Raw genomic sequence first — 12,614 nt, 5'->3', positions numbered from 1 at the left:
GAAAACCACCTCAGTCCTCGCGATGGCCGAAGTTGGGATCGTAGCCGAGCAGCCGATCCAGTTCGCGCCGCTCCTTCTTGGTGGGGCGCCCAGTTCCCGGCTCTCTGCGCATCACAGGCGGTAGGTTGACGCGCGGGCGCTCGGGCGTCAGATCCTCGTAGCACGTAGCAGCAACCGGTGCCCCCACGCGCTTCTTCAACAGCTTGGTCACGCGAAGAATGCGGTCAAATCCCTGAACCCGGTAGCGGACCTCATCGCCAACCTTCACTGGACTAGCCGGTTTGACGGGTTCGTCATTGATCCGCACATGCCCGGCCTTGCACTCTCCCGTGGCCAATGAACGCGTCTTGCACTGGCGTACGCTCCACAGCCACACGTCAATTCGCACCGAATCCATGTGTCCATCCTAAAGGTGTCAACGCGAACGGGTGAACGCGCAGCCCCGCTTTGACGGGCTAAGCATGCGCCTCGTGGAGCGTCCGCGCCCACCCTACGGAGCGGCCCGGTACACGGCCACGATTCCCGTGGTGTCATCGGTGAACACAAGCAAGCCGTCTTGCCACTGGAATGAGTGCGCCAAGATTTCTGTTCCGCCAAGAAGCTCATCGGAGAGCTCACCCATGCGCGAATCCGGCAGCCGTGAAAGTACGGTGCCATCGCCGCCCATCAGAATTGTGGAGACGACTCGGGGTGTCGAGGCTTCGCCCACCGGCTCCCCCAGCTGTGCAACGGTCACGATGGAATGCTCGTGTGAAAGGTCAATGGCCTGAGGCTCTGCATCTCCGATATTCACGGTCCCGCGCGCCCCCAAGTCTAGAGTGGCTCCGGTCCGATCAATCGTTTCGAGGTGGTCGGAAGCGGGGACAAGATAGCGTGCCACCATCGGGTCCGTGTTTTGTGCGGCGGTGCCGCTAGGATTCGGCGTGCTTTGCGGCTCCGAGGCGCTCCCTTCTGCGGGAAGGAGTTGCTCCTCAAGCTGATCCAAGCTGCCGCTAAACTCACCTGATTCCAGAAACTCTGCACCGTCCAACGAATGTGTCCATTGTTCGCGGCCAACGCTATCAACCGCTGTCAAGGAGTTGGCGGCGCTTTGATCGGTGCAGGCCATGCCATCGGTGGCAAAGATACAGGGAGTGGCGAGTGCATAGTTGGCAAACGCATTCGCATTGGCAACGTAGATGCCCGGATCGGAGCCCGGAATTGAGATGAAGGCGCGGCCACCAGCCATCCACGCGTCAATCGCCGTGACGGCAGTGGGCGCGGGAATTGACGCGCGCAGGTTCTTATCGATCACCGGAACGCCAGTGGAATCAAAGCCTGTCATGTGGACGGCATGCGTGCCATCCCATGTGAGGAAGTAAGCCACCTGATCTGAGGTTCCCACGTAAGAGAAGGTGCCGCTAGCTCCCACGTCAAAGGATTGAAGATTACCCGTGCTGTGATCGAACACAAAGGCATCCGTATCCGTCCACGTGCCGCCGGAGTATTCGGAACTGGTACAGATCACCAGTTCACCCGCGCTGCAATCGAGCCAGCCAGGATCTACTCTGCTCCACTCACGATCCCCATCCAGGACATCATAGGCAGTGACCTGATGGGAGGTACCGTCCTCATCGTTAGCGTAGGCAAGCAGATAATCGCCGGCCAGAACGGCCCCGTCAATGCGACCCTGTTCATGCATCCCCGCGCTGTCTGGAGTGGGTGAATCGCTGGGCTTCTCCGAAGAACTTTCGGTTGGTTGTGATGAATCGGTGGCGTCATCATCAGGACTCTTCGGAGTGGTTGGGCTGCTCGTACCGGCACCGTCCGAATCGGAGGTGTCCGTCTCGGAGCCGCGCGCTCCGTCGTCGTCGTTCCTACCAATCGCACCCGCCGAATCGCCAGAAATTTCGGCGCCCGGCCCCTCGGACTCCGAATATTTCTTGGCAAACACCAAGGTGTAGCCGTCAATCTCCGGTGTGCCCGCGGGGGCAACCACCGGGGTGGCGGGCATGCCCGGTGTTTCTGAAGCGCTTGGGTCTGGGTTCGGATCACTCGTGGGGGTGCACGCCGCGAGTGCCGAGGCGGTCACCACGGCAGCTGCCATGAGGGTGCGCTGAACGGCCATTGGGCGCAACGTCCGCTGGCCGGACACACGATTCACCACGGGTGACCTCCTGTCATGCCCTGATTGTACTGGCGAATCCGCAGATTCGAGCAGTACGCACCATCAGAGCATGCAGGAAACGCAACCCTCAACCTCTGTACCCTGCAGAGCCTGCTGGCGAATCCGCATGTAATACATGGTCTTGATGCCCTTGCGCCACGCGTAGATGTAGTTCTTGTTGACGTCGCGCGTTGTTACCGTATCCGGGTAGAACAGCGTGAGGGACAGGCCCTGATCCACGTGCTGAGTTGCTACCGCGTAGGTGTCGATGATCTTCTCGGGCCCGATTTCATAGGCATCCTCGTAATATTCGAGGTTGTCATTGTCCATGTAGGGCGCCGGGTAGTACACACGCCCGATCTTGCCTTCCTTGCGGATCTCAATCTTGGACACGATCGGGTGGATGGAGGACGTGGAGTTGTTGATATAGCTGATCGAACCAGTTGGCGGGACGGCCTGAAGGTTCTGGTTGTACATGCCGTAGGTGGCAACGTCAGCGCGAAGCTGGCGCCAGTCCTCCTGCGTGGGGATATGAGTGTCCGCGAACAGCTCCCGCACCCGCGCCGTTTCTGGCTCCCACGCCTGATCGATGTACTTATCAAAGAACTCGCCGGTTGCGTACTTGGAATCCTCGAAGCCCTCGAAGCGCTGGCCGCGCTCTTGAGCGATAGTCATGGAGGCCCGGATTGCGTGATAGACAACCGAGTAGAAGTACATGTTGGTGAAGTCCAGCGCCTCGGGCGATCCGTAATGGATGTGCTCGCGGCCCAAGTATCCGTGCAGGTTCATCTGTCCGAGCCCGATGGCATGAGACATGGAGTTGCCGCGTTCGATGGACGGGACGGAGCGGATGTCCGTCAGATCGGATACGGCCGTCAGCGCGCGCACGGCGGTCTCCACTGCCTTGCCCAAGTCATGCGAGTCCATGGACTTCGCAATGTTCATCGAGCCAAGGTTGCAGGAAATATCCTTACCCACATGCTCGTAGCCCAGATCGGGGCCGAGCTCCGAGGCCTCGGACACCTGAAGGATCTCCGAGCACAGGTTGGACATCGTGATTTTGCCCTTGATCGGATTGGCCCGATTCACCGTATCCTCGAACACGATGTAGGGGTATCCGGATTCAAACTGGATCTCTGCGAGAGTCTGGAAGAAGTTGCGGGCGTTGATCTTGGTTTTGCTGATGCGCTTGTCCGCCACCATCTCGTAGTACTTCTCGCTCACGCTGATCTCCGTGAAGGGCACGCCGTACACGCGCTCCACATCGTAGGGAGAGAAGAGGTACATATCCTCATTGTTCTTCGCCAGTTCGAAGGTGATATCGGGAATCACAACGCCAAGAGACAGCGTCTTGATGCGAATCTTTTCATCCGCGTTCTCTCGCTTCGTATCGAGGAAGCGGTAGATATCGGGGTGATGGGCGTGCAGATACACGGCGCCGGCGCCCTGACGCGCACCCAGCTGGTTGGCGTAGGAGAAGGAATCCTCCAGCAGCTTCATCACGGGATTCACTCCGGACGATTGGTTCTCAATCTTCTTGATGGGAGCGCCCTGTTCGCGCAGATTGGAGAGGTTCAGGGCAACGCCGCCGCCACGCTTGGAGAGCTGGAGTGCCGAGTTGATGCCTCGGGCAATGGACTCCATGTTGTCCTCAACGCGGAGCAGGAAGCAGGAGACCAGTTCGCCGCGGGCAGCCTTGCCTGCGTTCAGGAAGGTTGGCGTGGCTGGCTGAAAACGGCCGGTGATGATCTCCTCCACCAGCGAGGACGCTAGTGCTTCATCCCCGCGGGCAAGGTAGAGCGCCACCATGCACACGCGATCCTCGTACCGTTCCAGATACCGGGTGCCATCGAAGGTCTTCAGCGTGTAGGACGTGTAGTACTTGAACGCGCCCAAGAAGGTGGGGAAGCGGAACTTGTGCCCGTAGGCTTGCTTGAACAGCGCCTTGATGAAATCGAAGCTGTACTGCTCGAGGACTGGGCTCTCGTAGTAACCTTCATCGACAAGGTAGCTGAGCTTTTCTTCAAGATCGTGGAAGTACACGGTGTTCTTGTTGACATGCTGCAAGAAGTACTGGCGTGCGGCTTCACGATCAGCGTCAAACTGAATCTTGCCGCTGGCATCGTACAGATTGAGCTGCGCGTTTAGCGAGTGATAATCCAGATTTGGATCCGTGTAGCGTTCCTCGCCCGTATCCGTCAACGTGGTTGCTGCCAAAACTTCTCCAACCCTTCACGTACCCGTTCCGCGTCCTGCGCAGTGCCGAGCAACTCGAACCTATACATATGGGGCACATGGCACTTTGCAGAGACGATGTCCCCCGCAAGGCAGTATGCCTCTCCAAAGTTTGTGTTCCCTCCCGATATCACTCCGCGGATCAATGAGCGGTTGTGTTCATCGTTGAGGAACTTAATGACTTGCTTGGGGACGGCACCCTGCTGATTTCCGCCCCCGTATGTGGGAACAATCAGGACGTATTCTTCATCCACGTGTAGCGGCGGTTCTTTTGGACGCAGCGGGATGCGCTGCGCCGGAAACCCCAACTTATCCACAAAACGCTTTGTGTTGTTTGTGGCTGATGAGAAGTAGACGATCTGCGCCATCCAACCCTCGATTACGTAACGAAAAAGATCCTGCCGGTATCTCGTAGGTACAACGTGATCAGGTATGCCCTGGCAGTTGTACCTACGAGCCAAAACCCTCAGGCAGAGACTGCAGCACTCTGTGAAACGCTCAGTGCCTTGATCTTGTCCGGCCGGAAGCCGGACCAATGGTCACCATCTGCGAAAACAACAGGAGCCTGCTGATAGCCGAGAGCCTTAACCGTCTCGAGCGCATCCGCGTCCACTGTGAGGTCAACTTCCTCCCACTGCAACCCGGCCTTCGCGAGTGCTCGCTTGGTCGCATTGCACTGAACGCAGGAGGGCTTGGTGTAAACAGTGATACTCATGAAGAGCTCTCCCTTCTGGTGTTTCTTCCGGCGGGTCCTAAAGGTCCCCTACAGGAGATAACACGCCGATCTCAGAAACATTCCGTGCTATTCACCGCTATCAAGCGGCACGGCATAGACACTACACCTAGTGGTAACCCTAGTGAATGACCACAAGAGATTGTGTTCCGGCGTTTCGCGGTGACAAGTAACACGGTTGTGATTTACCGCTTGTGGAACCTCCCTGCTTCTTCGTGGAGAACGTTGTGCACGCCGCCCCATATTCACCCCCTGCTATGCACTCACACATCCACATGAGGAGGCACACGCCCCGGGCAACCAACCGCTGATTCGGTGGCTACTTCCATCCTCCCCCACCCCTCCCACACATTTTCGCGAGGCAATCTACGAAGGTTATACACACCTGTGGATGAAACTTGTGCACAGATGTGTATTCGGTCCCCACATTTATCCACAAGTGTGGATAGAGGAAGGAGAGGGTGGATTCGACTCCCCCTGAAGCTGCCTGAAGTGAGCGGCGTGTTTTCGTTTGGGCGTGTCGCCTACGCGCTGCCTTGCTGCCTTGCTGCCTTGCTGCCTACGTCAGCATTCCACCACGTTAACGGCTAGCCCACCCTGGGAAGTTTCCTTGTACTTGGACAGCATGTCCTTGCCCGTTTGCCGCATGGTCTCAATGACGGTATCGAAAGAAACGGCATGGCGCCCATCTCCCCACAGGGCCATACGTGCCGCGTTAATGGCCTTGACCGCCGCGATGGCATTCCGCTCAATGCACGGGATCTGTACGAGTCCAGCTACGGGATCACACGTGAGCCCGAGCGAGTGCTCCATCGCAATCTCGGCCGCGTTCTCCACCTGCAGCACGCTGCCGCCCATGGCTTCGGCAAGACCCGCGGCAGCCATGGCGCTGGCGGCGCCCACCTCACCTTGGCAACCTACTTCCGCGCCAGCAATCGACGCATTATTTCTGATGAGCCCTCCGATGGCCGCAGCCGCTAGGAGGAATTGCCGCTGACCCTCAACGCCAGCATCCGGCACAAAACGCAGATAGTAGGCCAGCACAGCGGGAACCACGCCTGCCGCACCATTGGTGGGCGCCGTGACAACGCGGTGGCCAGCGGCGTTCTCTTCGTTCACCGCGAGCGCATACAAGTTCACCCAGTCCATGCCTGCCAGAGGGTCATCCCCGCGCGTCCGTGTCAGGTGCGCGTTCAATTCACCCGCGCGCCGCTTGACGCGCAGGATACCCGGGAGGGTGCCCGATGCCTGACATCCCTCCTTGATGCACTCATCCATCGTTTGCCAGATCGTATCCATGTAGGATTCCACGGCATCCGCTGGAAGAGCGGCAGTTTCATTCGCCATGACCAGTTCGGATAGGCGAAGCCCGTTGCGCTCACAAAGCTTCAACAGTTCCTTCGCCGTTGTATAGGGGTAGGGTGCAGGCCCGGCTGCCTCCGGCTCGGAACTATCCAATTGACGGACGCGACACTCGCCTTCCGGCTCCCCTATCTCCTCGGAAACGAACCCACCACCTGTCGAGTAGTACGTTCCGGCAGCGATGGCGTTTCCATCTTCACCAAACGCGGTGATGGTGAGCGCGTTGACGTGAAACGGCAAGATCTTTCCTGGAAGGAACATGACGTCCCGCTCCAGATTGATGGGAACGGCGCCCACCCCTTGGATCGATAGCTCCCGAGCCTCGGCCACCTTCTCCATGTATGTATCCACAACAGCAACAGGTACTGATTCCGGCAGGAAACCACCCAAACCGAGCAGGACGGCACGATCAGTGGAGTGCCCTTTCCCTGTGGCCCCTAGGGAACCCATGAGCTCGATCGTTACGCGGGAAGGCACACGCCCAACACAGGCCAGTTTGCGGGCGAAATGATTCCCGGCCCGCATCGGCCCGACGGTGTGCGAAGAGGATGGCCCAATTCCTACGCGAAACATATCGCGCACGGAAAGAGGCCGCCCATTCAGGGTCCGTCCCAGCTCATCGGAATGACTGTCACCAGTGGACACGCTTTCAGGTCCCTGAGCCCCGACGGGCGTAGGTTCTGAGTCTCCCGCCGCGGCGGGCTCCATGGGCTGACCATATTCCGGCTGTAGCTGACCCGGCGAGACAATCATCCCAGCTACTTCTCTAGGATCGCGTTAACCCGATCCACCTTTGCAGTCATCTGCTCGGTGTAGCCGGGCCGGATATCCGCCTTCATGACAAGGGAGACGCGAGACGAATATGCTTCAACGGCATCCACACACTTCTTGATGACAGCCATGATCTCATCCCACTCACCTTCTAACGTGGTGAACATCGAGGTGGTCTCGTAGGACAGTCCCGATTCGCGAACCACCTTGATGGCGGCGGACACGGCTTCGGCAACCGAGCCTTCGGGATCGTTTGTTGTTTGCGGTGCAATTGAAAAGGCTAAGAGCATGTACCCAGCCTAGTCCGCTTGTATCGCCGTTCCCAGACATTGAGGAACTTCACCACACCGCTATCGGGGACTTTCGTCGCTAACATCAAGTCCCTCCGCTCTCTCAAGCCCAAAATGGAACACCAATCGGCCATCGAACACCGGATATAACTTGATCGGTGCCGCAATAAGGCATGGGATTACTATATGGCCGCATCATTCGCTTACCAGCTCCGCGAAGCCGGGCTGAAGGTTACGCGTACTCGGCTCGCAACGCTGCGGGTCGTTTCGCGATACGGGCATGTCAGCGTGGATGAGATCCACGAGAAAGTAGTCAAGAAGCTTGGCAAGGTTTCCACGCAGGCCATTTACGATACCGTCCATGCACTGACGGAAAAGGGAATCCTGCGGGAGACTCAGCCTGCGGGATACGCCGCGCTGTACGAACTCAGCCACAACCCCAATCACCATCACCTGATCTGCCGCAATTGCGGGCATATCGAGGATGTGGATTGCGCAGCGGGGTACGCCCCCTGCTTGGAGCCTAGCGATGATCACGGGTTCGATATCGATGAGGCGGAAGTGCACTATTGGGGCGTGTGCCCTCGTTGTGCAGTGGAACGCTAGCGTCACGCCTACGTGCTGACCGCGAGCGCAGACTTATTTTGTCGACGACGACGCCAAATTCCTCCGCCACAACACACTCAATGCCCTCCAGAACATAAGCTGGGCGGCAATCCACCCATTGCCGCCCAGCTGCTCCTTGACCGCAAGTTCAGCTCCGGGAAGGGACCGTTGCTGATGCGCCAGACTGTTGGCGATTGGTCAGAGGGGTTATTCCATTGTGTGGGGATCTGTTGAGCACCACCAAGGCTCCAGATCCCCTTGCCAAGTAAACGGCCACCGATTTCCCACATACAGGAGTTCCACACACAGGAGTTTGAGAAACATTATTCAGTGGCTTGTTTGCCTGACACAGATTATGTAACCAAGCCAAGCTCAATTTGAACGGGAGAAAAGCTGGGAATTTCTGGTGAACCGGTATGGCTTAGGACTCTATAGCACGCTGCGATCCTGAGAAAGATGTGCCATAATGAAGAAGATTTCTTGGTTATCGAGTACCGCGAGTATTCCGAGCTCGCCGGTAACCAGAGGAGGACCATATGCCACCAATGAACGTTGAGTCATTTAATCTCGATCATCGCGCAGTCATAGCACCTTATGTGCGAGTAGCTGATGTCAAGGTCCTGCCTCACGGCGATACGCTCACGAAATACGATATCCGCTTCTGCCAGCCCAACAGTGAACACCTTGACATGCCCGCCGTGCATTCGATCGAGCACACCTTCGCCGAATGCGCACGCAACCATAGCGATGAGGTTGTGGATTTCTCACCAATGGGCTGCCAAACGGGCTTCTACCTTCTCATGGCAGCCACCCCGGACGTGCCAGCAACCATCGAACTGGTGGCCCGGACCTTTGAGGACATCCTCAATGCCACGGCCGTCCCAGCCGCCAATGAAGTCCAATGTGGCTGGGGAGCCAACCACAGTCTCGAAGCCGCCCAATCCGCTGTAGCCGCTATGCTTTCGAAGAAAGATACCTGGGAAGAGGTGATGGCACAATGACACGCATTCGAGCGATTGTGATTGCCGCACAAGACGAGGAGATCCAGCCCGTCTTGGAACAACTAGCGGCTCTGGCCACGAAGCCGGCAAAGCTGGCCTGCCCCATTGCCAACGCATGGGTTGCCGCCTCCACAAGCGGCAACATCTTGGTGATGCGAACAGGAATCGGTCTGGTTGCCACGGCAAACGCACTGGGGTGGGCCATGGCCCGCTTCACGCCCAAACTTGTCATCTCAACCGGCTCCGCAGGTGGCCTGGCGAAGGACGTAGCGGTGGGGGACGTCGTCGTCGGCACTACCTACACCTATGGAACCGCGGACGCGACGGCATTCAACTACGCTCGCGGGCAAATCCCCGGCCAACCAGAATTCTTTACGGGAGCAACATCCCTCATCGATAACTGCCCGCCGGAACTGCGCCGGGGGCTCATGCTGTCCTCGGATTCGTTCGTCACGGCGGCGAACGTGGGCAAGATGCGCGAGGAGTTCCCCGGCGCTCTCACCACGGATATGGAATCTACGGCAGCCGCTCAGGTTTGCCACACGTGGAACATGCCGTTTGTTTCGATCCGGTGCGTTTCGGATCTGTGCGGGCCAGAGGCCGATCAGGATTACCACATCGGCTTGGACTACGCTTCGGAAACCTCCGCGAAGGCCGCGATCAATCTGCTGTCCTTCTTGGCCGAACCCGGCCCGTCCGGGCCCAGCCAGCGGTTCTCCGAAGATTCGCTCATGGCTGCCCTGCTGTTACTGTTCGCCTCGGTCAACAAGCTTGACCATGCCGATGCCGGCGATCTACCGGATCACCTCCGCGAGGCCGTTATCGACCAATACGCGGACAAGCACGCCGATCTCATTCCGGCCAGCCTCGGGTTGATCGCCGCGGGCCGCGCGGCAGTTGACGCCGATCCCACCCTGACCTTGACGGCCAAGCAGTACGATTCCGAACGCGCCCGCCTAGCGCGCGAGCTTGGCCTGACAACCGGACGTGGCCGACTGGCGTGGCCCCCCACTTCTCAGACCATCATCAAACGCTTCAACGGGTACTGGAACGATGCCCTGTCCAAAGTGGGCATGCGCGTGCAGTCCGGCCGCAAGCGCGGCGGGCTCAAATTCTCCGATCAGGATTACATCAGCGCGCTGCGCACCTTCGCCACGTGGTCCGCGAAGAACGGGATTTCGCCCAGCTACAAGGCCTACCAGCAGTGGATCAAGGACACGGAGCGCCGTGGGATCGTGCCATCTGGCGCGGCTATTCGCCAACGCTTCGGCTCCTGGCGGTCAGCGGCCCACGAGGCGCAGATCTAGGGGCGGCCCTAACCAATCAGTTCCGTGGCTCCGATCTGATCAAGGAGCCACGCCAAGATGAAAGCTTGGGACTGCCAGCGTGCCTCGCGCCCGCTCTTGCCGGCGTGCCCAGCCACCATCTCGATCTTTTCGAGGATCGGGCGGGCGGTTGGATCATTCGTGGCCTTTTCACGCAGGATCTGCACCCATTTGGTGGGCTCCACGTAGAACACCCGGATATCGTTGAGCGACGTGGTAGCCAAGATGGCCGGGTACTGGGTGCGGCGAACGTTCTCCACTGGCGAATACGATTTGATGTACTCGTATACCGCTTCCGATTCGATCGGATTGCCCCATTCCTCCCATTCACCGGCCGTCAGCGGCAGCTCGGGATTGAGAATGGTGGTGAGCGTATCCACAAACGGCACGCCGGCGTGGACGGCGCGGAAAAGATCTGGGGCTTGATTGATGGCCGCTCCGATAAGCAACCCGCCGGCCGATCTGCCTTCGCCTGCTAGGCGATCGCTGGCAACCCAACCGTTATCGATGAGCCATTGCCCGCACGCCACAAAATCGGAGAAGGTGTTCTTCTTCGTGAGGAGCTTACCTTCATCGTACCAAGCCCTTCCCATTTCTCCGCCGCCGCGAACATGGGTCCAGCCAATCACTAGTCCGCGCCGCAGCATCGCGATGTGGCGCGGGGAAAAGTACGGATCGTTCGCCACCTCGTAGGACCCGTAGCCATAGAGCCATCCGGGGTGCGTCCCGTCGGGGCGGGCACCTGCCTTGTAGGCGATCGTCATGGGAATCTGCGTGCCATCCGCCGCGGTCACCCACACTCCCTCCTCCACGAACTCATGTGCATCGTAGCCAACAGCTTCCTGCACTTTGAGTGTTCGTTCCTCACCCGTTGCCACGTTGTAGGAACGCTGCGTTGGAGGGGTGAGGAGAGATTCCGTGGTGTACACGATGTCCGCGGAGTCCCAGTACGGGCACGGATACAGCTCCGTGGTAGAAAGCTCTTGCGCCGGCACGCGAACCGGTTCGCCCCACACCTTCCGCTCGTGCGGTTCAGCGTAGGAGGTGCCCGCGGCGGGCTTGGCCGCTTCCACGTCCCGGGGTAGGACCCGGAGTTCGGTTTCTCCGTTTGATCGAAGGGCGACGACGGCGAAGGTGCCGAACGCATCCACCTCACCGATCCGTTCACGAGGGCCTGGCGCAAGAAGCGTCACCCACTCCTCCGGACGCGATGTGCGGATCGGAGCGGCAGCTAACTCGAAGTCAGGTACGTTGACGTTGTGAATGATCAGGAGATGATCGCCTGCGGGCTCCACCGTGTATTCCACGCCCGCAGTGCGGTGGGCCACCACGATCGGTTCAGATTCGGGCTGTGCCGTGGAGATCAGGCGCACCTCGGTGGTAGTACGGGACGCGGAAGTCACCACGATCCACCGCCCATCACGCGAGGGGGCGTGCCATAGATCAAAGCGATCGTCATCTTCCTGACAGAGCAGAACATCCTCGGAGCTGGGCGTTCCCAGCCGATGCAGCCAGATTTGCCACGAACGCCACGCATCGTCAACCCGCGAGTACACCACGGCGGAGGAATCGGCCGTCCACGCGATTCCATATCCGATTCCAGCCACCACATCGTCAATGATGGAGCGCTGCTGAATATCGAAGATTCTCAGGGTGAAGTGTTCATCGCCGGAGAAATCAAGGCCCAGTGCCCCGAGCCTCCCGTTGGGAGAAGGAGCGAATCCCGAGGTGGAGAAGAACTCCTTGCCTGCGCTGAGCTTATTGCCATCCCATACCAGTTCCTCGGAGGGGACCACGGACAGGGCGGCCACGTCCGGGCGAGTGTTATTCACGTCCCGCAGGCGATACACGGCAGGATATTCCTTACCCTCCCATGTGCGCCGGTAGTACCACCAATCTCCTTCGCGAACCGGAACGCTGACGTCCGTGAGCTTGGTCAGCTCCGAAAACTCCCTGGCGATCTGGTCCCGGAGGGGATCAAGGTGTCTGGTCCGCTCGCGAGTCCACGCATTCTCTGCTTCAAGGTGCTCGATCAGCTCCGGGTTTGCCTTGTCCCGAAACCATTCGTAGTTATCGATGTAAACATCACCGTGAGTGCTTCGTTCGGTGGGAACTTTTTCTGCAACCGGAGCATGTTCAATCATG

12 protein-coding genes are annotated in these 12,614 nt (G+C 58.9%); 3 read left to right on the top strand and 9 right to left on the bottom strand.

All coding sequences use genetic code 11. The features are described 5' to 3' along the window. Positions 1 to 10: 10 nt before the first annotated feature. The 7 genes from ACTHV6_RS01970 to ACTHV6_RS01940 all read right to left on the bottom strand — a co-directional run bounded on the left by ACTHV6_RS01970 (position 11) and on the right by ACTHV6_RS01940 (position 7,537). Positions 11 to 397: an RNA-binding S4 domain-containing protein gene (locus ACTHV6_RS01970; protein ID WP_441385580.1), complete on the bottom strand. Its 387-nt coding sequence runs from the start codon at positions 395 to 397 to the stop codon at positions 11 to 13. Between the two features lie 93 nt (positions 398 to 490). Continuing rightward, positions 491 to 2,146: a hypothetical protein gene (locus ACTHV6_RS01965; RefSeq protein ID WP_441385579.1), complete on the bottom strand. Its 1,656-nt coding sequence runs from the start codon at positions 2,144 to 2,146 to the stop codon at positions 491 to 493. 63 nt (positions 2,147 to 2,209) lie between these two features. Next, positions 2,210 to 4,363 carry a class 1b ribonucleoside-diphosphate reductase subunit alpha gene (gene nrdE / locus ACTHV6_RS01960; RefSeq protein ID WP_441385578.1) on the bottom strand — a complete coding sequence of 718 codons (2,154 nt, stop codon included), beginning with the start codon at positions 4,361 to 4,363 and terminating at the stop codon, positions 2,210 to 2,212. Continuing rightward, positions 4,345 to 4,749, bottom strand: coding sequence for a class Ib ribonucleoside-diphosphate reductase assembly flavoprotein NrdI (gene nrdI / locus ACTHV6_RS01955; protein WP_441385577.1), 405 nt, complete (start codon positions 4,747 to 4,749; stop codon positions 4,345 to 4,347). Before nrdI ends, nrdE begins: the two co-directional genes overlap by 19 nt. Positions 4,750 to 4,847: 98 nt before the next feature. Next, positions 4,848 to 5,096, bottom strand: coding sequence for a glutaredoxin-like protein NrdH (nrdH, locus tag ACTHV6_RS01950; RefSeq protein WP_441385576.1), 249 nt, complete (start codon positions 5,094 to 5,096; stop codon positions 4,848 to 4,850). Positions 5,097 to 5,678: 582 nt separating this feature from the next. After that, positions 5,679 to 7,184: an L-serine ammonia-lyase gene (locus ACTHV6_RS01945; RefSeq protein ID WP_441385575.1), complete on the bottom strand. Its 1,506-nt coding sequence runs from the start codon at positions 7,182 to 7,184 to the stop codon at positions 5,679 to 5,681. Between the two features lie 50 nt (positions 7,185 to 7,234). Then, a complete protein-coding gene (locus ACTHV6_RS01940; RefSeq protein ID WP_441385574.1) occupies positions 7,235 to 7,537 on the bottom strand; it encodes an MTH1187 family thiamine-binding protein in 303 nt (100 codons plus the stop codon). A 186-nt stretch (positions 7,538 to 7,723) separates the two neighbouring features. Here ACTHV6_RS01940 and ACTHV6_RS01935 point away from each other — a divergent pair, with 186 nt between their 5' ends. Next, complete coding sequence (locus ACTHV6_RS01935; RefSeq protein ID WP_441385573.1) at positions 7,724 to 8,143, top strand: Fur family transcriptional regulator; 420 nt, start codon at positions 7,724 to 7,726, stop codon at positions 8,141 to 8,143. A gap of 429 nt (positions 8,144 to 8,572) precedes the next feature. Here ACTHV6_RS01935 and ACTHV6_RS01930 read toward each other — a convergent pair whose 3' ends face one another. After that, positions 8,573 to 8,704 carry a hypothetical protein gene (locus ACTHV6_RS01930; protein ID WP_441385685.1) on the bottom strand — a complete coding sequence of 44 codons (132 nt, stop codon included), beginning with the start codon at positions 8,702 to 8,704 and terminating at the stop codon, positions 8,573 to 8,575. Here ACTHV6_RS01930 and ACTHV6_RS01925 point away from each other — a divergent pair. Together ACTHV6_RS01925 and mtnN are read left to right on the top strand one after the other, a co-directional pair. Continuing rightward, on the top strand, positions 8,680 to 9,144 hold the full coding sequence (locus ACTHV6_RS01925) for an S-ribosylhomocysteine lyase (RefSeq protein WP_441385572.1): 465 nt from the start codon (positions 8,680 to 8,682) through the stop codon (positions 9,142 to 9,144). The genes ACTHV6_RS01930 and ACTHV6_RS01925 overlap by 25 nt on opposite strands. Beyond that, positions 9,141 to 10,451, top strand: a complete 1,311-nt coding sequence (gene mtnN, locus ACTHV6_RS01920; RefSeq protein ID WP_441385571.1) for a 5'-methylthioadenosine/S-adenosylhomocysteine nucleosidase — start codon at positions 9,141 to 9,143, stop codon at positions 10,449 to 10,451. The genes ACTHV6_RS01925 and mtnN overlap by 4 nt, the downstream gene beginning before the upstream one ends. Positions 10,452 to 10,459: 8 nt before the next feature. Here the strand turns inward: mtnN and ACTHV6_RS01915 are convergent, their stop codons facing one another. Next, the gene (locus tag ACTHV6_RS01915; protein WP_441385570.1) at positions 10,460 to 12,613 is read right to left on the bottom strand and encodes a S9 family peptidase; all 2,154 of its coding nucleotides are present in this window, start codon (positions 12,611 to 12,613) and stop codon (positions 10,460 to 10,462) included. Position 12,614: the final 1 nt, after the last annotated feature.

The sequence above is a fragment of the Ancrocorticia sp. genome (assembly GCF_052089425.1).
GTDB lineage: Bacteria > Actinomycetota > Actinomycetes > Actinomycetales > Actinomycetaceae > Ancrocorticia.
This window is presented reverse-complemented; position numbering and strand designations above follow the sequence as displayed.

Excerpts from the sequence above, each read along its gene's own strand:
- ACTHV6_RS01935 (WP_441385573.1), top strand. The coding sequence starts at position 7,724 with ATGGCCGCATCATTCGCTTACCAGCTCCGCGAAGCCGGGCTGAAGGTT.
- nrdH (WP_441385576.1), bottom strand. The coding sequence starts at position 5,096 with ATGAGTATCACTGTTTACACCAAGCCCTCCTGCGTTCAGTGCAATGCG.
- ACTHV6_RS01930 (WP_441385685.1), bottom strand. The coding sequence starts at position 8,704 with ATGACTCAACGTTCATTGGTGGCATATGGTCCTCCTCTGGTTACCGGC.
- nrdI (WP_441385577.1), bottom strand. The coding sequence starts at position 4,749 with ATGGCGCAGATCGTCTACTTCTCATCAGCCACAAACAACACAAAGCGT.
- ACTHV6_RS01940 (WP_441385574.1), bottom strand. The coding sequence starts at position 7,537 with ATGCTCTTAGCCTTTTCAATTGCACCGCAAACAACAAACGATCCCGAA.
- ACTHV6_RS01945 (WP_441385575.1), bottom strand. The coding sequence starts at position 7,184 with ATGGAGCCCGCCGCGGCGGGAGACTCAGAACCTACGCCCGTCGGGGCT.
- ACTHV6_RS01915 (WP_441385570.1), bottom strand. The coding sequence starts at position 12,613 with ATGATTGAACATGCTCCGGTTGCAGAAAAAGTTCCCACCGAACGAAGC.
- ACTHV6_RS01925 (WP_441385572.1), top strand. The coding sequence starts at position 8,680 with ATGCCACCAATGAACGTTGAGTCATTTAATCTCGATCATCGCGCAGTC.
- mtnN (WP_441385571.1), top strand. The coding sequence starts at position 9,141 with ATGACACGCATTCGAGCGATTGTGATTGCCGCACAAGACGAGGAGATC.
- ACTHV6_RS01970 (WP_441385580.1), bottom strand. The coding sequence starts at position 397 with ATGGATTCGGTGCGAATTGACGTGTGGCTGTGGAGCGTACGCCAGTGC.